This window comes from Macrococcus sp. PK (assembly GCF_022501545.1).
GTDB lineage: Bacteria > Bacillota > Bacilli > Staphylococcales > Staphylococcaceae > Macrococcoides > Macrococcoides epidermidis.
Genome location: NZ_JAEPRF010000007.1, coordinates 34,452 through 54,607, shown reverse-complemented (window position 1 = coordinate 54,607; position 20,156 = coordinate 34,452). Strand labels below are relative to the sequence as shown.

Sequence of the window (20,156 nt, the reverse complement as noted above, 5' to 3'; positions counted from 1 at the left end):
TACCAAAAAAAAAATAAAAAATACAAACATTTGTTCGGACGAGATATTACACTAACTTTATCATATAAAAAGAAAACAGCTCAGAACATAAAATGTTTGAACTGTTAGTCATTTCCTTTATCTAATTTATAAAAGTCCACAATTAAATAACCAATAATTAGACTCATCGTATCTAAAAATACGATCATCTGTGAATGAAAAAATCCTTTATAGACTGATACACCGATTACTATAGTAGATAGTATCATGCCCGTGTATTTATTTCTGACAATCATACTAAATATAACGACCATAAGCGCTGGTAATAATGATGCTAACCAATACCATATCGTCATAGATCTGACTCTTTTACTTCTAATATTGATACCGTTAATTCCTTTAATTCTGAACGTGGAATAAATTTTTCCTGTAACATTTCAGGAAGTATATTTTCAAGGAAATCCTGTACACAATGTAAGTGGTCAAATTGTATAATTGTGCGTAAGCTCTTTTCATATATTTCAAAGAATAGCGGTTCTGGATTTCTTTTCTGGATTTCTCCAAAAGACTCGTATAGTAAATCAATTTTATCAGCCACTGAAAGGATTTGACCTTCTATCGTTTCATCTTTTCCTTCTTTTAATCGTTCATGATAAATCGCTCGATAGCTTTCCGGAAATTCAGAGTCTATAAAACGTGCAATCATCTGTTCTTCCACATCACTGAATAATTGCTTAAGCTCTTTAGAAGCATATTTAACAGGTGTTTTTATATCACCTGTAAAAATTTCAGGATAATCGTGGTTGAGTGCTTTTTCATAGACATTTTTCCAGTTAATCTCAGTGCCATGATATTCTTCAACTGTAGCAAGATACTGCGCAATTTTTGTAACTTTAAATGAGTGACTTGCTACATTATGCTCCTGATATTTGAACTTACCTGGACAGCGTATCAGCTTTTCTAAGTCAGATAAACTTTTAAAATATTGATGTACACCCACTACAATCACTCCTCTTTATTTTAAATCTGCTATTATTTTTTCTAACTTATTTCTATTGAGTTCACCAATATAAGTTTTTAAAACCTTACCATTTTTATCAACAAAAATTGTTGTAGGAATATTGTTAATCTTATATTGTTTCATTTGAGCTTCATCTAAAACTAACATCGGGTATTTCGCTTTATACTGCTGTATAAACGCAGTTCGCTTTTTCTCTTTGTCCTGCACATTCATACCGATTAATCCTACATGATTAGGTTTCTCGTTATCAAAAGCAACAAGTTCAGGCATCTCTTCATTACATGGGCCACACCATGATGCCCAGAAATTAATGATATTGATATCATGTTTTAATTGTTCTTTCAATTTAAATTGATTTGATTCTAAATCATTTACCGTTACATTACTAATATTTTGATTGTTGATAGGATGTTCATGGGTTGTTACCTGCTTTGCATCATCTGAAGCTGTATTAAATTGTGTCGCTTGATAAATACTATATCCCACTAAACTTAAAAATATAAAAAGAAGTATTGCCGTGATTAAATGCTTCATCTTTCCACCTCAATATTTATTATGTCTATCATAACGTAATTAGAAATAAGTTTAAACCTAAGTCAATATAAAAACAAAAAAGAAGATGAACTATTTAATGTTCATCTTCTGTATAATTTTAATAAATATATTGATAGTTTCCTTTTTGATATTTAGAAATCACACGATACGTCTTAACACCTTGACGAGGATAATTCATTTCTGATACTAAAATTGATCCATTTCTATATGTTCTTTCCACTACTGCAACATGACCATAATATCCACTTCGAGAAACAAGTACAGCACCTTTAATTGGTGATCTTCTAACTTTATATCCTGCATAACGTGCTTTATATGCCCAGTTTGCCGCATTGCCCCAATACTTACCAACCGGTCTTCCTAATTGTGCACGACGTTGGTATGCATAATATGCGCAACTTCCCCAGTAATAAGGATTTGAATATCCATAAGAACCAGCCTCAGCTGTTTTAACTTGTGATTGTGGCATAACTTCAGTAAGCTCGGCAGTAGTCAATAACATCATAGTAGTAATAAATGATAAAACGATTTTTTTCATGATTTCTTTTTCCTCCGAATAATATATTTATGTATAAATAATGAATTATTTATCAACAGAAATTATATTACCATAAAGAAAGTATTAAGAATTCAATGTTACGGATATGTAATACAAGTGTCATGACACACGTAATTTTTTTCATCAATATTACAAAAGTATGTTTAGTTTGTAATACTATAGTAGATTTATGCTTTAAATATTACTTCTCTCATTAAGGTTTCAAATTTTCAAATTATTATATATATATTTATATTTTATTAATTTATAGCATCGAAAATCGGAAAAACTAAAAAATAAAAACGCATGACATAATAGACACGCGCTTCTATTAAACACCATATTAATAACGATAATATCCTGTAATCGATCCACTAATGTAATTTACTGCTCGCTGGCCCACTCCAGCTTTTGGATTCAATGCATCAACCATCTGGCCATTGCCAATGTAAACTCCAACATGACTTCCATTATTAAAAAATACAAGGTCTCCTGGCTGTGGCTGTAGAACTCTTGTACCGACTGCCATCTGTTCATAAGTTGTTCGTGGAATTGATTTACCTAAAGCCTTTAAGACTTGTTGCGCAAATGCTGAACAATCTACAGCACTATTACTGTTGGCACCATAAACATATGATTTACCTTCAGCAATGCGATGGGCTATTCGTGCAACATCGCCTTCAATCATATTGAATGGTTTTTTTTGAGTCGACTTATCTACTAGTGTATTTGATTGAGTATTTTCTTCTGATATTGCATTCGATGACTCATTCAATGACTGACTATTTTGAGTATAATATTCAGCATCAATATTTTGGGCATCCGATACAGATGAATAGTTTTCATCTACTGTGACTTGAATATCAGTACTATCCATTTCTTCATTAATATCAGTTTCTTCTTTGTTTATAGATTCTTTTAATTCTTTTTGATCAATTTCATCAAGTATTCTTGCCGAATCCGGTGAAAGCGCCGGCGTTACATGATGATTTTTACGTTTTTTTTCTTTATATTTACGATAAGCATCTTCAGAAACAATTAGTTTTTTATCTATTGTCAACTCATTTGAAGATAATCTGTTCCAGAATCTAACTTCAAATGGTGTAATCTTAAATTTCTTCGCGATACTCTGTACTGTATCATCTTTTGTCACTTTATAATAATCTGATGAAATCTTTATTTTTTGTCCTGGCGTAAGCTGTGTTTCATTCAAATTGTTTAAAAGCTTTAATTCATAGACACTTGTACCATTTTCTTTTGCAATCGTATAAAGTGTATCACCTTGCTTCACATGATAATTACTTGCTTGTGCCTGTGAAGCAACTGTAATGATTGTTGTTAAGCCAACAATCGATAAAACTAATCTTTTCATATTGTACAAATGCCTCCTGTAAGCCCATGTGTTTACTTAAAAATAATATATCATATGTTCATCTAATTTCAGGCATTTGTTACGTACTTGTAATATTATCTTTAAGTATTCTATAAAATTTTATTATTTTTGTTTTGCTAAATACTTCGCTATATTTTCTGCATCTTTACCTTCAACTAAATTCTTTGGCATAGAGCCTTTACCATTCTTTATAATTTCTAAAATTTCCTGTTCAGAATATTTTCCTCCGACCTTTGTTAAGTTTGGTCCGCTTCCACCTTCTAAGTCTTTACCATGACATCCAATACATGAACTATTGGCAAATGCTTCTCTGCCTGGATCATTTGAAGTTGTTTTGTCCGTTGTTTTTTCTTCTTCACCATTTCCACATGCCCCGAGTACTAATGCTGAAAGTGCAAGTCCTGTAAATAATTTTTTCATGATAATACCCCCATATTTTATATTACTTTAATTATACCCAAAAAAGAGATAGTGACAAATGATTGTCTCTATCTCTTTTATCGTTAATACTTTTATTAAACATTTGGAATGCTTATAATTGGCTTTTTAAATAAGCATCAATAAATAAATCAAGATCGCCATCCATCACTGCTCCTGTATTTCCAGTTTCCGCATTTGTTCTGTGATCTTTCACCATTGAATAAGGATGGAATACATAAGAACGAATTTGTGATCCCCAGCCGATTTCTTTTTGTTCACCACGAATTGCCGCAAGCTCAGCTTCTTGTTCTTCAATCTTACGCTGATATAATTTCGCCTTTAACATTTTCATAGCCTGATCTCTGTTCTTAATTTGAGAGCGTTCGTTCTGACAAGTAACAACAATTCCTGTTGGAGTATGGGTGATTCGGACAGCAGAGTCTGTCGTATTGATGTGCTGTCCACCTGCACCACTAGCACGATACGTATCGACTTTAATATCTTCTGTCCTAACCTCAATTTCAATATTCTCATTATTTAGTTCTGGTGTTACATCGCATGATACAAATGATGTATGACGTCTTCCAGAAGAATCAAATGGAGAGATACGCACTAATCGATGAACACCTTTTTCAGCTTTTAAATAACCATAAGCATTATGGCCTTTAATTAAGATTGTGACACTCTTTATTCCAGCTTCATCCCCCGGTAAATAATCAAGTGTTTCAACTTTAAATCCACGTTTATCTGAAAATCGCTGATACATACGTAAGAGCATTTCTCCCCAGTCTTGTGACTCTGTTCCACCAGCACCTGGATGTAACTCTAAAATCGCATTATTTGCATCAAACTCACCATTCAGTAACATTTTAAGTTCAAATTCATTTGTATCTTCGGTTAAACTTTGAAGTTGTTGAATCAGCTCTGCTTCACTTTCTTTATCTGATTCTTCCTTCAACATTTCTATTAATACTTCAATGTTTTCATACTTTTCTACTAATGCATTAAAGCCATTTACAACTTCTTTTAAAGCATTATTTTTATTGATAATCTCTTGGGCTTTATCCCCATCATTCCAGAAATCCGGATTAGCCATCATCTCTTCATATTCCTGAATGTTTGTCTCTTTTTCTTCTAAGTCAAAGAGACCCCCTAAAGCTATCTATTTTCTCTTTAATCTCATTTAAAGCATTGTTAATTTCAAATTGTTCCATTCAGACTACTCTCTTCCGTGACAGTTTTTATACTTTTTTCCGCTACCACATGGACATGGGTCGTTTCGACCAATGTCTGGCTCAGTTTTTGTTTTCGGTTGTTTCTTCACTTTTTCTTTTCCGTCATTTGCAACCATTGCTTGTCCTATTGCAACTTGTTCACGTTCAACATGTTCATCTTTTTCGACGATAGATTTTAATACATATTTACTCACATCGTCTTCAATATTTTCAAGCATTGCATCAAACATCGTTAAGCCTTCATTTTGATATTCACGTAACGGGTTAATTTGTCCATAACTTCTTAAATGGATACCTGTACGTAACTGATCCATTGTATCGATATGATCCGTCCATTTCATATCAATTGTGCGAAGCAGAATCATACGTTCAAATTCTAAGAATTGTTCGCCCAATTCATCTTGTTGATGTAATAATTGTTTCTCAACAGCTTTCATAACAATTTCATATATTTCATCATTATCTCGTCGATTAATATCATCAACATTCAGTGCACCTTCAGTAAGGTACATATCTTCAACATAATTGATAAACGTTTCATAGTCATGCGTATCTTCTTCACCAGCAAAATGGAAGTCAACTGCGCGTCGTACAGATTGCTCAATCATGCCATGAACCATTGCTGAACAATCTTCAGTTTCTAGGATTTCATTACGTTCTTCATAAATAATTTCACGTTGTTTACGTAAAACATCGTCATATTCTAATACACGTTTACGGCTATCGTAGTTGTTACCTTCAACACGTTTTTGTGCGGATTCAACTGCTCGTGAAACCATTTTTGATTCAATCGGTGCTTCATCATTCATACCTAGCTTCGTCATCATTGTCTGCATACGTTCTGAACCGAAACGCACCATCAGTTCATCCTGAAGTGAAAGGTAGAATCTTGAGAAACCTGGATCACCTTGACGTCCAGAACGACCACGTAACTGATCATCGATACGACGTGATTCATGACGTTCAGTACCAATAACAGCTAATCCACCTAATTCTTTAACACCTTCACCTAATTTAATATCCGTACCACGTCCAGCCATATTGGTAGCAATCGTTACAGCACCTTTTTCACCGGCATATTGAACGATTTCTGCTTCTCGTTCATGGTTTTTAGCATTTAATACATTATGTCGAATACCGCGTTTCTTAAGTAAATCAGAAATATATTCACTCGTCTCAACTGCAACAGTACCAAGTAACACTGGTTGTCCTTGTTTATGACGTTCAATGACTTCATCGACTACAGCATGGAATTTACCTTTTTCAGAAGCAAAGATTAAGTCAGCTGCATCAACACGGGCAATTGGATTATTCGTCGGGATTTGTGTAACTGCCATATTATAGATATTCATTAATTCTTCTTCTTCTGTTTTTGCTGTACCTGTCATACCAGACAATTTATTATACATACGGAAGAAGTTCTGGAATGTAATTGAAGCCATTGTTTTTGATTCGTTTTGAATTTCAACTGCTTCTTTTGCTTCAATTGCCTGATGTACCCCATCTGAGAAACGACGACCAGGCATCGTACGACCAGTAAACTGATCGACGATAACAATCTCGCCATCCTGTACAACATAATCTACATCTTTCAGCATTGAACGATTTGCTTTTAAAGCGATATTAATATGATGCATTAAGTTAACGTTCTTAACATCATAAAGGTTATCTACTTTAAACATTTTCTCAGCTTTATCTATACCCTGCTCAGTAAGCTGAATCCCTTTAGTCTTCTCATCATAGTTATAATCTTCTTCATCACGTAACATCTTGACAAAGACATTCGCCTGAATATAAAGACTCGTTGATTTCTCAGCCTGACCTGAAATAATTAATGGCGTACGTGCTTCATCAATTAAGATTGAGTCAACCTCATCAATGATAGCGAAGTTTAAAGGACGCATAACACGTTCTTCCTTATACGTAACCATGTTGTCACGTAAGTAATCGAATCCTAATTCATTGTTCGTACTATACGTAATATCTGCATTATATGCAGCACGTTTTTCTTCAGTAGATAAATGATTTAAGTTAACACCTACTGATAGGCCTAAGAAATTATATAATTGAGACATTTCTTCTGCTTGTGTGCTAGATAAGTATTCGTTGACAGTTACAACGTGAACGCCTCGGCCTGTTAATGCGTTTAAATAAACCGGCATTGTAGCAGTTAACGTTTTACCTTCCCCAGTTCTCATTTCCGCAATATCTCCACGATGTATCGCTGTACCACCCATAATTTGAACTTTAAATGGACGCATACCTAACACACGCGTTGAAGCCTCACGGACAATCGCATATGCTTCAGGTAGAATATCATCTAAATATTTTTCTTGTTTTCTATAATCTTCAATCTCTTTTAAATCAGCTTGAAATTTCGCTGTTCTATTTTTAAGATCTTCATCGGATAATGAAGCAATTTCTTCTGCAAATGTTTCTACTTTATCAGCAATTTTAGATAACGTTTTAAGTTCTCTTTTATTGCCATCTAACATCTTTTTAATGAATCCCATTGTGTTCTCTCCTTTTAATACGTATACATACGTCTTCAACTAATAATAATAGCACTTATCGTGATTTTATAAAAATATTTCGTATATTTTATCTGTTAAAATAAACCATAAAAATTAAATATAAATAAATGATATATATTTATAGCGAGAAAAAAAACTGAAGCGAAAAATCGCTTCAGTTTGATATATACTTTAATTCAATTATTGGTTAACGGTTGTTTCAATAAGGCCATATTTACCATCTTTACGTTTGTAGACGATATTTGTATCGTTTGTTTCAGCATCATTAAAGATGTAGAAATCATGTCCTAAAAGATTCATTTGTAAAACCGCCTCTTCAGCATCCATCGGTTTTAAGTCAAACTGTTTAGAACGGATGATTTCAATTTCATCCTCTTTTTCAGCTGGTACTTCTTCAACTTCCGGTAAACTTGGGAAAACTTCTTTTTCAATACCTTTTTCACGGAATTTACGATTTACTTTTGTTTTGTGTTTACGTACTTGACGCTCTAATTTTTCAACAATTAAGTCAACTGCTGCATATAAATCATCGTGACGTTCTTCGGCACGTAATGTAACATTTTTAAGAGGAATTGTTACTTCTACTTTAGACTTTCCATCTTGATAAGTTTTAATCTTTACGTGTGCATTCGTATCCGGCACGTTTGTAAAGTATCTTTCAAGTTTGCTTAATTTCTCTTCGATGTAATTTCTGATCGCTTCTGTTACTGAGATGTTATCTCCATGGATTTCATATCTAATCATAATGAATCGCTCCTTTGAAACTATTCTTGTTGTTTCTTCCTACTTATATTTTACCAAATATTCAGGCTCTTGCAAACGCTAACACTTTGATTTCACAATGTTTATAGGATAAAAATACACTGCGCGCATGGCTGATCGTCAAACCTGTCGTATAAATATCATCAACTAATAAGATGCGTGAATTATCTTTAATAGGATGATTTAATCGAAAAGGATTTTCTTGACGCATTCGTTCAGTTTTACTAAGATTCATTTGTTTCTCACGAAATTCTGTCTCAATTATCTGATGATATGGCACTTTAACATATTTCATAATTTCTGTTATATGATTAAACCCTCTCACCTTTAGACGTTCTGCTGATATAGGCAATGGGATAATATAATCAAACTGTCTGAAATAGCGCCGATTAAATTTGGCATTTATACATGATGCAAATGCTTGTGCAAGTAGAATATCGAAATTCGATTTATACTGATGTATTAGATTAGCTGCCATTTCATGATAATCGCACACATAGTCGACTTTATTCACAAATCCGAAATGTTTCTCAAAAAACATACAGTCCAGACAGTTAGCTTCTCCTTCTTCAAGTTTTTTCTTGCAATTTGGACAACGTCTACACTCCGTTGTCATAAGCATTTTATCAATACAACTTTGACAGACAACATCAAGCTTTGAAAATAGATTGTCGATGGTTAAGGGATTGGCTATTCTCTCATGACAAATAATACATTGATTATGATACATGAGCACCCCTTATATTCATCTGTCGTATGTCTCTAACTGCTGCTAACATTGATAAACTAATGCCATCATGAAAGAAGATGACTTCTCCATTACTTTCATCACCTTTTCGATCTACCCTACCTGCAATTTGAATTAAACTGTCACTTCGAAATAGATGACTATTCATAACCCAGACACTTAATCCATGCATCGTAAACCCTCGTTCCAGTATTGTCGTCGTAAAAACAAATTGATAGCTTACATTTCTAATCGCTTCAATTTTCTCGTGACGTTCATCATCACCTGAATATACACATACAGTCTTTGTTTGTATATTTTTATTTAAAGAACGAAAAGTCTGTTCCATTAATCGTATATCATGGAAGAAGATTAAAATGATTTTATCTCCTTTGATATTTCTTAACATTTCATCAAGTTTCTTCTTTACTGATTCATGACTTAAATATTTAAACTGTGGGACAGGTAATGGTCTTTTGTGATGTCTCAACGGTAAATAAACAATATTTTCATTACAAGCGCGAATAATATTTTTTGGTGGTGTCGCTGACAAGTACACAAAAATACCTTTTGGCGTCAATGCTCTTTCTAATAATTTCATCAATCTAGGATCGTGTTGTGCTGGAAAGGCATCAATTTCATCAACAATAATCAAATCGAAGTGTGATTTAAAATACATCAACTGATGAATCGTACTGATAATAAAGTACGGCTGTGTTATTTCAGAATGACCCGCATATAGCGTACTGATTTGCTCTGTCTTCAAATAAATATTAAGTCGTAACGATAATTCTTTTACAACATCTGTACGAGGAGAAACAACAGCAACGTTTCCTCCTTCTCCTCTAACTTTCACGATACCTTCAAGGATCATCTCCGTTTTACCTGCACCGGTTACTGCATATAATAAACAAGATTGCTGAAGTGTTATTTGTTCTTTAATAAATTGAGAGGCATTACGTTGCTGTTCAGTAAGCTTAAATGGTAGATCAATCTTTATCTGTTCACTATTTTGTGGTGTTTCGTAATAGTGAATAAATAGCCTGGAATTTATACTTTGTGTAATACAGTTTCTGCAGTAATATATTATTTCTTTAAAGCCATGATGATAATAGTGATAGAATAGTTTTTTATCTTCATTCAAACAAAAATTACACTTTATTTTTCTTTCTATTTCGATTGCCGGAATCTCTGACTTCTGTTCTGAAACTAATTTTCTCATCATTTCCTCCATAAAAAAAAGCACACAAATAAATGTGTGCCGGTAATATAAAATATAAGACGATAATGTTATAAAATATCAAACTTTTTATTCGTAAATCCAAGACCTATCGACTTTTCTCCAAGGTGCGTTCCGATAACAGGTCCGAAATAACTTTTAATAAATTTAACATGTGGAAATTCTGCTTTTAAATCAGCGAGAATTGCATCCGCTTCTTCTTCAGCATTTGCGTGAATTAATACAGCCGTTACATGTTCGTAATCTTTAATTTCCTGTGCAAACAAATCTTTAATCTGCTTAAGTGCTTTCTTTTTTGTACGCACTTTGTCAAATGGTACAATTTTAGTATCTTCAAAGTGCAGGATTGGTTTTACTTGTAACATACTGCCGATTAATGCCTGAGCTCCAGTTAGTCGTCCGCCTTTATGCAGATTTTTTAAATCATCTACAATAAAATAAGCATTTGTATGTTGCTTCATCTCTTCTAAATCAGCAATAATCGCTTCAGGACTAAGTTTATCTTTCAGTTCTGTTGCACGTAAAACATAAAAGCCCATTGCCATCGCTGCAATTTCTGAATCAAACGCATGAAGATTAATACCATCAACCATCGATCCAGCTGTTATGGCATTTTGATAAGTACCACTGATACCACTAGATAGATGTATTGCAATACAATCGGTAAAACCTTCTGCTTTCAATTCCTCTAAAAGAGCGACATACGCACCTGTTGTCGGTTGACTTGTCGTTGGCAATTCTTTTTCAGTACGCATTCTTTCATAGAAAGTTTGCGCATCATACTTTTCTTCTAAATATATTTCATCCTTAAAGATAACATTCAGTGAAATGATACGAATATCCTCTGACTTCAGGATTGATTCAGGAATATATGCAGTTGAATCTGTAATAATAGCTGTTTTCATAAAATACCTCCGTCCCAATACATCCCAACATATATTTTATACCGTTTATTACTAAAAATAAAGTAATACAAATAGTCTAATAATATTTTGATGACTCTGTTAAAATGATATTACAAATAATTAATCAGTTATGAGGGATAAGATGCAAAATTATATCACGATAAAAAAAGAGATTGAAAATGAAGAGATTATTAATAAATCTCGCTTTATAACCTATCTATTTAAGATAGAAAATGAAGATGAAGCAAAAGAAAAAATTGCTGAAATTAAGAAAAAACATAAGGATGCTAATCATAATTGTTCAGCATATACTATCGGTGACCAGCATCAGATTCAAAAAGCAAGTGATGATGGGGAACCGAGTGGTACAGCGGGAGTCCCTATGCTTGAAGCATTAAAGAAGAATGATGTGCATAATACACTTGCTATTGTCACACGCTATTTTGGTGGCGTTAAATTAGGTACAGGAGGACTTATTCGTGCTTATCAGGGTGGCGTCGTTGAAGGGATTAAAGTCGCTGAAAAAGTTATTATAAAAAATGCATTAAAATATCATGTGATATTGAGTTATGAGAATACCGGTAAATTTGAGCATCTGATAGCAAGTGAACCTTTCGTTATTCTCGATACAATCTATACCGATAAAGTTACGTACGTTGTCCAGATCACAGCTGAGGATAAAGAGCAGTTTGAGCAGTTTATTATTGAGACAACACAGGATTCAGCCCAATACTCAATTGAAGAAGAAATGATGCTGCCCTTTGACCTGTAAAAAAAAGCAAGGAGAACAATATAAATTGTTCCTCTTGCTTGTTTAATTTATGTAATAAACATTATTTTAATAAACGACGTATCGTCTTTAACATCGGTTTATGATCATCGTCTATTAAACCAGTAAATTCTACAATTAATTCAATCGTTATAATAATAAGTGTCACAATTAATATTGCTCCAATTCGGGTAGAAAGATAAAGAATTATTGATGCGATGCTAAATAAAATCGCAATTGAATAAATTAAAATGACCGTTTGGGCATGTGTATAGCCTAAGCCGAGTAATTTATGATGTAAATGAGATTTATCTGCCTGCATAATGGGTTTACCTTGACGATACCTTCTAATCATCGCAAAACTCATATCAATAAATGGAACCGCTAATATAATAATTGGAAAGAACAGTGAGATTAAAGTGATGTTCTTAAACCCAAGTAAACTTAATACACCTATTATGAATCCTAGCATTAAAGCGCCATTGTCACCTAGAAAAATCTTTGCTGGATAAAAATTATATCGTAAAAATCCTATTAATGAACCTATTAATACACTGCATAACATCATAATAAAAATATTTTGTTGTAGTATCGCAATAAAACCTATCGTTCCTAAAGCAATCATCGATACGCCCGCAGCAAGTCCGTCTAATCCATCGACTAAATTGATTGCATTTGTAACAGCTACAATCCAGAGAATCGTCATCGGTATACTTAAATATCCGAATTCTATAACGACACCAAAAGGTAACGTTATGAGATCCAGCGTTATACCATGCATCACAACAATTAATGCCACACCTATTTGACCAATTAATTTAACAATTGCTGATAAATCAAACAAATCATCAATGATTCCAAGCATATTAATTAATACTGCACCAATAATAATCGGTTTAATTTCAGGTTCAACAGGATGTCCTATCCAGATTCCAATAAGAAAAGAAATTAGAATGACTACACCACCCAATACTGAAACTGGCTTTGTATGTACTTTACGAAAATTAGGCTTATCCAGTGCACCAACAACATGTGAAAATTTGATAATAACCGGTGTTAGAATAAACGAAATTATAATTGTTATCATTATTAATTTTAATGTAAACATAAGCCACCTCAAGCTCTTCATTCTTTTTTACTATAGCACATTATACGTATGTCGCCTATCAAATTATATGTAATAAATATGAAACAATATATTTTTAAGTTGAACATTTGTTTGACGAATGCTTAAATTTGTTACATAATAATACGGTTAAAAGAAAGTATCTTCAATTTAATGAAGGAGTTTTATTATGAGTTCTCGCGCACGAGTTAGAACACAAAGAAAACTATTTTTTATACTTGCCTCACTATTTATGGTTTGTATATTTATATTTGCATTACTTTTTATATATGTTTTTTTTCAGCTGAAACATACAACGGATACTTTACAAGATCCAAAATATTCACGTACAACATCTGAACTTCGCAACGCTAATATTGACTTAAATTCTGGTCAGCCTATTTCAATTGCTTTATTTGGTCTTGACTCGGATGCCGGTAGAGCTTTTCGTCAGGAAGGCAAGCGATCAGATACAATGATACTAGCAACGGTTAATCCATCTAAACAGCTTACGACAATTATAAGTATACCGAGAGATACGAAAGCAGATATTGTCGGGCATGGTACTAAAGAAAAAATAAATCACGCTTATGCTTATGGTGGCCCTAAAATGGCGATAGATTCAATTGAAAAATACTTCAATATGCCGATCGATTATTATGCAACTGTCGATATGGATGATTTCGTATTTATCATCGATAATATCGGAGGAATAGATGTCACAAGTCCACATACTTTCAAATTCGCTGAGTATGACTTTAAGGCCGGCAAGCAATATCACCTAAATGGAAAAGATGCATTAGCTTTTGCACGCAGCCGAAAAGAAGCGGGTGCAATGGGAGACGAAGGACGTCAAGTACGTCAACAGGTCATTGTAAAAGCTGTGTCTGATAAACTACTCAGCATAGAGTCCGTACCCAAATTCAATCAAATATTAAAGACGATTTCTGCTAGTGTTACAACAAATATAGCCTTTCAGGACATCAATAAATTAAGAAGACATTATCCCCCTGCTATCGGTACAATTAAGAAGTTGCAATTAAACGGCGAAAATAAAATTGATTCAGATGGTCTATGGTACTTCATCCCTAACGAAGCTTCTAAAGAAGATGTCAAACAGCAGATGAAAGATAATCTCGGGATTTAATCTTCAAAAATGTGTAAAGCAATGATCACACTGCTTTACTATTTTTTTGACAAAAAGGAGTAAAGATATGAATAAAACAGTGCTTATTGATATTTTATATACAGTAATAGGTTCAATCATCGTTGGTATTAGCTATAATTTATTTTTACTACCTGGTCAGATTGCAGCTGGTGGTATTTCGGGTCTGAGTACCATTTTAAATAAAATGATAGGATCAGATCCTGCAATGATTCAATTTCTATTTAATATCCCTATATTCATTATCGGTTGGTTTACATTAGGTAAATCATTCAGTTTAAAAACTGTTATCGCAACATTTATTGTACCACTCACAATATTTTTAACATCTAGCCTCGTCGAAAAAGGAACAACTGATGCATTATTAGCATCACTTTATGGTGGCATTGTGCTAGGTATTGGTCTAGGGCTCGTTTATCGTGGTAATGGTTCCACTGGTGGTACTGCTACGCTTGCTCAAATCGTAAAAAAATATACTGGTTTATCAAGTGGTTTCTGTCAATTAATCGTAGATGCATTTGTAGTAATTCTTAGTGCATTCGTATTTAATTTTGAACTTGCATTATATGCACTAATCTCAATATATGTTACAAGTAAAGTCATTGATATCGTACAATTACATGCTGGAGATAATAAACTTGTATTTATCATTACAACTAAAGAACAGGAAATCATTAAACTCATACATGAGCATGTTGAACGTGGTGTTACAAGCGTTAATGCATTCGGTGGATATAACCGAGAAGGAAAAAGTTTATTATTTTCTGTGATGGAACAAAAAGAAGCGATTTATTTCAAGCAGATTATTACACGCGAAGAACCCGATTCATTTGTCATCTTCATCAATACATCTGAAATAATTGGCAGAGGCTTTTCTAAGGCAAAAATTTATCGTAGTAAGTAAGGAGGAATTTTATGATTGAAGCAATTATCTTTAATGCTGCTGTCACTGTTAGTGGAATCTATTTATTTCATAGATTTCAATTTTTTGAAGAGAAAGAAATCGTTTTTTCAAAAAATTATATTACATTACTGATGACACTTATTTCATTTTTACTAATGACTTATCCCATTACATATCATACGATATCGTTTCATCTGGCTTTTATTCCACTTTTATTTCTTGGCCGCTATACTAATTTTTTCTATACATTATTTAGTGCCATTATCTTAGTCCTTGCAGAAATTTATATTTTTAATGAACCGCCAGTCGAAACATTCGATCTATTGATTATTGCAACACTTGCTAGTATGATTGGTCCCTTTATTAAACAAAGTGATTTTAATGCAATTCAGTGGTTAACTTTGATGAGTATTCTTATCACAGGTTTATACAATTTTTATAACAATAACTTTAATGGTTTAGAAATAATTCTGCTCGCTATTTCCAGCTTTATTTTATCTTTAACGTCAAGTATGATGTTTGTAGATATATGGCGCATATACAAAGTGATACAACGCTATGAAAAAGAAGATGAAATCGATCATCTAACTGGCCTAGGAAATGTTCGTGAGTTTGATCGTTATCTCAATATCGTGAGTAAAAATGCATCGGAAACGAAACATTCATTATCTTTACTATTAATAGATATTGATGATTTTAAAGAGGTCAATGATCGTTTTGGACATGATGCAGGAGATGCTGTATTAAAACAAATGGCACAAGTTGTAAAAAATTATGTGCCGACAGATTCCAAAACATTCAGAAATGCCGGTGAAGAATTTAGTGTCATCTTTACGAATCACTCACTTGATGATACTGTAAAAATAGCTGAAAGCATTCGACTCGGCGTAATGAACGCAACATTTCATCTCCCAAACAAAGAAGTGATTAACTTATCTGTAACAATTGGTATAGGTTATATTACGAATGAAGAGGTCAAGACGCACCGTAAAATATTTAAAGAAGCAGATGAAATGTTACATGCTGCAAAGCATCAAGGACAAAATACTGTAATGTTTAATCCCATCATAAAATAACAGGAAGTATACTTTCTGTTATTTTTTTATTAAGGAGGTCTATATGGTTTCTATTCAGTTATATGATGAAAAAAAAGTAAAAGATGTTGCAATGCTTGCCGGTAAAATATTATTGGAGTCTGGTGCAGAAACCTACCGAGTTGAAGATACAATGACCCGCATTGCCACTCACTATGGTTTACACAATACACATAGTTTCGTAACGCCCACAGCAATTATATTTTCACTCAATGAAAAAAGTTCTACGCGATTATATCGTATTTCCAGTCGTACCACCGATCTCGAAAAAATCTCAGAAGTTAATGATATTTCCCGTGCGATTACGAGTGGAAAAGTGACGTTAGAAGCTGCGAAACTTGCATTAGATGAATTGGAAAAAGCAAATTTGCAATATCCATTTTGGTTAAAAGTATTATCGAGTGCTCTTGTCTGTGCATTATTCCTTTTAATGTTCAAAGGTCAACCTGCAGATATTGTACCCTCTTTTATTGCTGGAGCGATTGGGTATTTTGTCTGTGATTATTTTAGTAAAATATATAAAATCCAGTTTTTCGCAGAATATGCCGGTGCGATGGCCATCGCACTTTTCGGATTATTCTTTGTAAATTATATATATAAAGGGGAATTTGATAAGATTATTATTTCAGCAGTGATGCCCCTTGTACCAGGGGTACCGATAACAAATGCTATACGTGATATGATGGCGGGTCAATTAATAGCTGGTATTTCTAAAGGGGTAGAAGCTGCCTTAACCGCATTTGCCATCGGTGCAGGTGTTGCCACAGTTCTTATAATATTCTAGGAGGATTAATCGATGACGTTATTATTTCAAACAATCATTAGTTTCTTTGCATCTGTATTTTTTGCAATCGTATTTAATGCTCCGCGTAAACTACTGATGGCATGTGGATTTGTCGGTGCAATTGGCTGGATGGTATTTACGATTGCAGAATCTACAAAACTTACTCTTGCTGTCGGAGTATTTTTAGGATCCCTATCGCTCAGTTTATGTGCACATCTTTTTGCGAGATATTATAAACGTCCTGTAATTATCTTTAACGTTGCAGGTATTATTCCACTCGTACCAGGAGGCGTTGCCTATGATGCAACAAAGAATCTTATTATTTCGGACTTTAGTGAAGCATTAGCGAAAGGTATGGAAGCCACACTTGCATCTGGTGCAATTGCATTCGGATTATTAATTGCAGAAATATTGTTCCAGACATTTCTTAAAGGTTATTCCCGTTTTAAATATAATAAACATCGCAGAAAGAAAGGCCAAAAACCAATCAAACTATAAATCGCATTTATTTTTAGTTTTCTATTTTCAAGAAAATTAAAAATAAGTGTGATTTTTTTGACATTTAAGATTAAAATAATTATATTAACTTATATTCACAACAGGAGGATTACAAATGAAAGATAAATTAATTGAACGATTAACACGCTATGTAACAATTGATACGCAATCGAATGCAGCAAGCACTACTACCCCATCAACAGAAAAACAATGGGATTTACTTAACTTGTTACAAATTGAAATAGAATCTTTAGGTCTTGAAACTGATGTCGATGAATATGGTTATTTATTTGCTACACTACCAGCAAATACAGACAAAGAAGTACCGACTATCGGGTTACTTGCACACGTTGATACTGCTACTGATTTCACAGGGACGAATGTGTCTCCACAAATTATCGACAACTTTAATGGAGAAGATATTACTTTAAAGAGTGGTTTAGTCATTGAAAAAGCAAAGTTCCCTGAACTAGAAATTTATACAGGTCATACATTGATGACAACTGACGGAACAACACTTTTAGGTGCTGATAATAAAGCCGGAATTACTGAAATCATGACAGCAATTGAATACTTAATCAATCATCCAGAAATCAAGCACGGAAAAATTCGTTTCGGTTTCACTCCTGATGAAGAAATTGGTCGCGGACCGCACAAATTTGATGTTGAACGTTTTGGTGCACAATTTGCATATACTATTGACGGTGGACGTCGTGGTGAATTGCAATATGAAAGCTTTAACGCTGCAGGTGTTGAAGTTGAATTTAATGGTGTTAACGTGCATCCAGGAAGTGCGAAAGACAAAATGGTTAACGCATTAAACTTAGCTGTGCGTTTCCAAAGTACATTACCTGAGCAGGATCGTCCAGAGCATACAGAAGGATATGAAGGATTCTATCACTTAATGGATATGAACGGTAACGTCGAACATGCGAAACTTTCATACATTATCCGTGATCATGACCGTGAAAAGTTCGAAGCACGTAAAACAACTATGGAAGACATTATTAAATCATTCCAAACTGAATATGGTAATGATGCAGCGAGCATTTCAATTAAAGATCAATACTTCAATATGGGCGAGAAAATCACACCTCATAAAGCGCTAATCGATGTACCGTTAGAAGTTATGAAATCATTAAATATCGAACCAATTGTTGAACCGATACGAGGGGGTACAGATGGTAGTCAGTTATCATTTATGGGGTTACCTACTCCAAATATCTTTACAGGGGCTGAAAACTTCCATGGACCATATGAATACGTATCAATCGATGATATGGAAAAATCAGTGATGACGATTGTTGGTATATTAGCTAAATTTGAAGAAATCGCATAAATCATATAAAAAGGGAAGAGGGCTAAGACTTATGTCTCACCCTCTTCCCTTTTAATAAATAATTATTGTTTTCTTGTAGCCATCACAATTTGCTTTGCAGTATTCTGTAATTGAATACCGATTTGAATATCTTCAGTATCCAAGCTTACTTCAGGATAAATATTAAGCTCAATCGCTTCTTTATCATTACTCATTTGCTTATATTGTTTTCCACCCATTAAATATATGTTTATCTTATCAGGATTCTGCAGCTTATTAATTTCACTAACGACTAGAGAACCCGTCGTTTCATTCACACTTCCACCACCATATATCACCATATCTGCTTCGTTTATCAAACTGCCGATGTGTGTACGCATAAAAATTAGTTCAGCAGATGTTTTCGTCTCAGCATTGAATAGCTGTTCAAACACAGCGCGAAGGCCACCACCATCGCCACCATAAATTGAAGCATTTAAATCAATACCAAATTTCTTAAATTGCTCTGAAATATACCAAATACTATTATCTATAGTCTGTTTCGTTTCAAAATCAAACTCACTATTCGCAATATGACTTTCTTTACCATATATCTTATACTGGTGGTCACTCACTACTGTAAATGAAACTTCTTTTAAACGATCATCCATATCACCCAACTCAATATGTCTAATTTCTTTTAGATCACTCTGTTTAAGTGAACCATCTATTAATATGTAATCTCGATTATAGAATTTTGCACCGAATGCATTGAGCATCCCAAGACCTGCATCAAAAGTGGTGATGCCACCAATTGATATGATAAATGATTTTACCCCCATATCTAACCCTTGTGTAATCAATTGGCCAAGACCATAACTCGAAGCTGCTAATGGATTTTTACTGCTTAAAATCATCTTTCCATCAATGAGCATAGTGTCCTGTTCTAAAATAGCCACTTCTACTTCAATCGGCATTAATAAATCACTGCTGACATTTCGTTTGATTTTACGACCTTTTTCCCATACTAATAAAGCGTCTATCATATTTTTATCGCTCTCAAATAACGGGACCATTACGATATTTGCAGTATTATCAACTGCTTTAATACCATCAAAAACATATTGATTCGCGTGATGAGAGAATAAAATATCAAAAAATGAATCCATAGCAACTAATATCTTCATCTTTTCCTCCAAAATAAATAACTAATAGTAGCACTATTAGTTAA

General features: G+C 33.6%; 21 protein-coding genes. 7 read left to right on the top strand and 14 right to left on the bottom strand.

Annotation, left to right across the window (positions count from 1 at the left end; translation table 11 throughout):
• Positions 1-104 precede the first annotated feature (104 nt).
• From JJJ02_RS05900 to fakB1, 12 genes are all read right to left on the bottom strand, one after another.
• Positions 105-335: a CsbA family protein gene (locus JJJ02_RS05900; protein ID WP_099580343.1), complete on the bottom strand. Its 231-nt coding sequence runs from the start codon at positions 333-335 to the stop codon at positions 105-107.
• Positions 332-979 carry a YfbR-like 5'-deoxynucleotidase gene (locus tag JJJ02_RS05895; protein WP_096077093.1) on the bottom strand — a complete coding sequence of 216 codons (648 nt, stop codon included), beginning with the start codon at positions 977-979 and terminating at the stop codon, positions 332-334. Before JJJ02_RS05895 ends, JJJ02_RS05900 begins: the two co-directional genes overlap by 4 nt.
• Before the next feature lie 15 nt (positions 980-994).
• Positions 995-1,534 carry a TlpA family protein disulfide reductase gene (locus JJJ02_RS05890; protein ID WP_096077094.1) on the bottom strand — a complete coding sequence of 180 codons (540 nt, stop codon included), beginning with the start codon at positions 1,532-1,534 and terminating at the stop codon, positions 995-997.
• A 118-nt stretch (positions 1,535-1,652) separates the two neighbouring features.
• Positions 1,653-2,093 carry a CHAP domain-containing protein gene (locus JJJ02_RS05885; protein WP_240837950.1) on the bottom strand — a complete coding sequence of 147 codons (441 nt, stop codon included), beginning with the start codon at positions 2,091-2,093 and terminating at the stop codon, positions 1,653-1,655.
• Between the two features lie 343 nt (positions 2,094-2,436).
• Entirely contained in the window at positions 2,437-3,465 is a 1,029-nt protein-coding gene (locus tag JJJ02_RS05880) for a LysM peptidoglycan-binding domain-containing protein (protein ID WP_240837948.1), read from the bottom strand.
• A gap of 123 nt (positions 3,466-3,588) precedes the next feature.
• Positions 3,589-3,906, bottom strand: a complete 318-nt coding sequence (cccB, locus tag JJJ02_RS05875) for a cytochrome c551 (RefSeq protein WP_096077097.1) — start codon at positions 3,904-3,906, stop codon at positions 3,589-3,591.
• 112 nt (positions 3,907-4,018) lie between these two features.
• A protein-coding gene (gene prfB, locus JJJ02_RS05870) for a peptide chain release factor 2 (RefSeq protein ID WP_240837946.1) occupies positions 4,019-5,120 on the bottom strand; the annotation gives its coding sequence in 2 pieces (ribosomal slippage) (positions 4,019-5,056 and positions 5,058-5,120; 1,101 coding nt in all).
• A gap of 5 nt (positions 5,121-5,125) precedes the next feature.
• Positions 5,126-7,654 (bottom strand): preprotein translocase subunit SecA, encoded by a 2,529-nt coding sequence (gene secA, locus JJJ02_RS05865; RefSeq protein WP_240837944.1) that lies wholly within the window; start codon positions 7,652-7,654, stop codon positions 5,126-5,128.
• A 201-nt stretch (positions 7,655-7,855) separates the two neighbouring features.
• Positions 7,856-8,419: a ribosome hibernation-promoting factor, HPF/YfiA family gene (gene hpf / locus JJJ02_RS05860; RefSeq protein WP_240837942.1), complete on the bottom strand. Its 564-nt coding sequence runs from the start codon at positions 8,417-8,419 to the stop codon at positions 7,856-7,858.
• A gap of 61 nt (positions 8,420-8,480) precedes the next feature.
• Positions 8,481-9,053 (bottom strand): ComF family protein, encoded by a 573-nt coding sequence (locus JJJ02_RS05855; RefSeq protein WP_240837940.1) that lies wholly within the window; start codon positions 9,051-9,053, stop codon positions 8,481-8,483.
• 103 nt (positions 9,054-9,156) lie between these two features.
• The gene (locus JJJ02_RS05850; RefSeq protein WP_240837938.1) at positions 9,157-10,386 is read right to left on the bottom strand and encodes a DEAD/DEAH box helicase; all 1,230 of its coding nucleotides are present in this window, start codon (positions 10,384-10,386) and stop codon (positions 9,157-9,159) included.
• Between the two features lie 68 nt (positions 10,387-10,454).
• Entirely contained in the window at positions 10,455-11,309 is an 855-nt protein-coding gene (gene fakB1, locus JJJ02_RS05845) for a fatty acid kinase binding subunit FakB1 (RefSeq protein WP_240837936.1), read from the bottom strand.
• A gap of 142 nt (positions 11,310-11,451) precedes the next feature.
• Here fakB1 and JJJ02_RS05840 point away from each other — a divergent pair, with 142 nt between their 5' ends.
• The gene (locus JJJ02_RS05840; RefSeq protein WP_240837934.1) at positions 11,452-12,081 is read left to right on the top strand and encodes a YigZ family protein; all 630 of its coding nucleotides are present in this window, start codon (positions 11,452-11,454) and stop codon (positions 12,079-12,081) included.
• A 61-nt stretch (positions 12,082-12,142) separates the two neighbouring features.
• Here the strand turns inward: JJJ02_RS05840 and JJJ02_RS05835 are convergent, their stop codons facing one another.
• A complete protein-coding gene (locus JJJ02_RS05835; protein WP_240837932.1) occupies positions 12,143-13,186 on the bottom strand; it encodes a glycosyltransferase family 4 protein in 1,044 nt (347 codons plus the stop codon).
• Positions 13,187-13,373: 187 nt separating this feature from the next.
• Here JJJ02_RS05835 and JJJ02_RS05830 point away from each other — a divergent pair, with 187 nt between their 5' ends.
• From JJJ02_RS05830 to pepT, 6 genes are all read left to right on the top strand, one after another.
• Complete coding sequence (locus tag JJJ02_RS05830) at positions 13,374-14,330, top strand: LCP family protein (RefSeq protein WP_240837930.1); 957 nt, start codon at positions 13,374-13,376, stop codon at positions 14,328-14,330.
• Positions 14,331-14,397: 67 nt separating this feature from the next.
• Positions 14,398-15,252, top strand: a complete 855-nt coding sequence (locus JJJ02_RS05825; RefSeq protein ID WP_111714287.1) for a YitT family protein — start codon at positions 14,398-14,400, stop codon at positions 15,250-15,252.
• An 11-nt stretch (positions 15,253-15,263) separates the two neighbouring features.
• Positions 15,264-16,328 (top strand): GGDEF domain-containing protein GdpS, encoded by a 1,065-nt coding sequence (gene gdpS, locus JJJ02_RS05820; protein ID WP_240837928.1) that lies wholly within the window; start codon positions 15,264-15,266, stop codon positions 16,326-16,328.
• Between the two features lie 43 nt (positions 16,329-16,371).
• A complete protein-coding gene (locus tag JJJ02_RS05815; protein WP_240837926.1) occupies positions 16,372-17,130 on the top strand; it encodes a threonine/serine exporter family protein in 759 nt (252 codons plus the stop codon).
• A gap of 12 nt (positions 17,131-17,142) precedes the next feature.
• The gene (locus tag JJJ02_RS05810) at positions 17,143-17,628 is read left to right on the top strand and encodes a threonine/serine exporter family protein (RefSeq protein WP_111714285.1); all 486 of its coding nucleotides are present in this window, start codon (positions 17,143-17,145) and stop codon (positions 17,626-17,628) included.
• 115 nt (positions 17,629-17,743) lie between these two features.
• Entirely contained in the window at positions 17,744-18,967 is a 1,224-nt protein-coding gene (gene pepT, locus JJJ02_RS05805) for a peptidase T (protein ID WP_240837924.1), read from the top strand.
• Positions 18,968-19,029: 62 nt separating this feature from the next.
• On the opposite strand, the gene JJJ02_RS05800 is transcribed toward pepT, so the two are convergent.
• Positions 19,030-20,112, bottom strand: coding sequence for a glycerate kinase (locus tag JJJ02_RS05800; RefSeq protein ID WP_240837922.1), 1,083 nt, complete (start codon positions 20,110-20,112; stop codon positions 19,030-19,032).
• Positions 20,113-20,156: the final 44 nt, after the last annotated feature.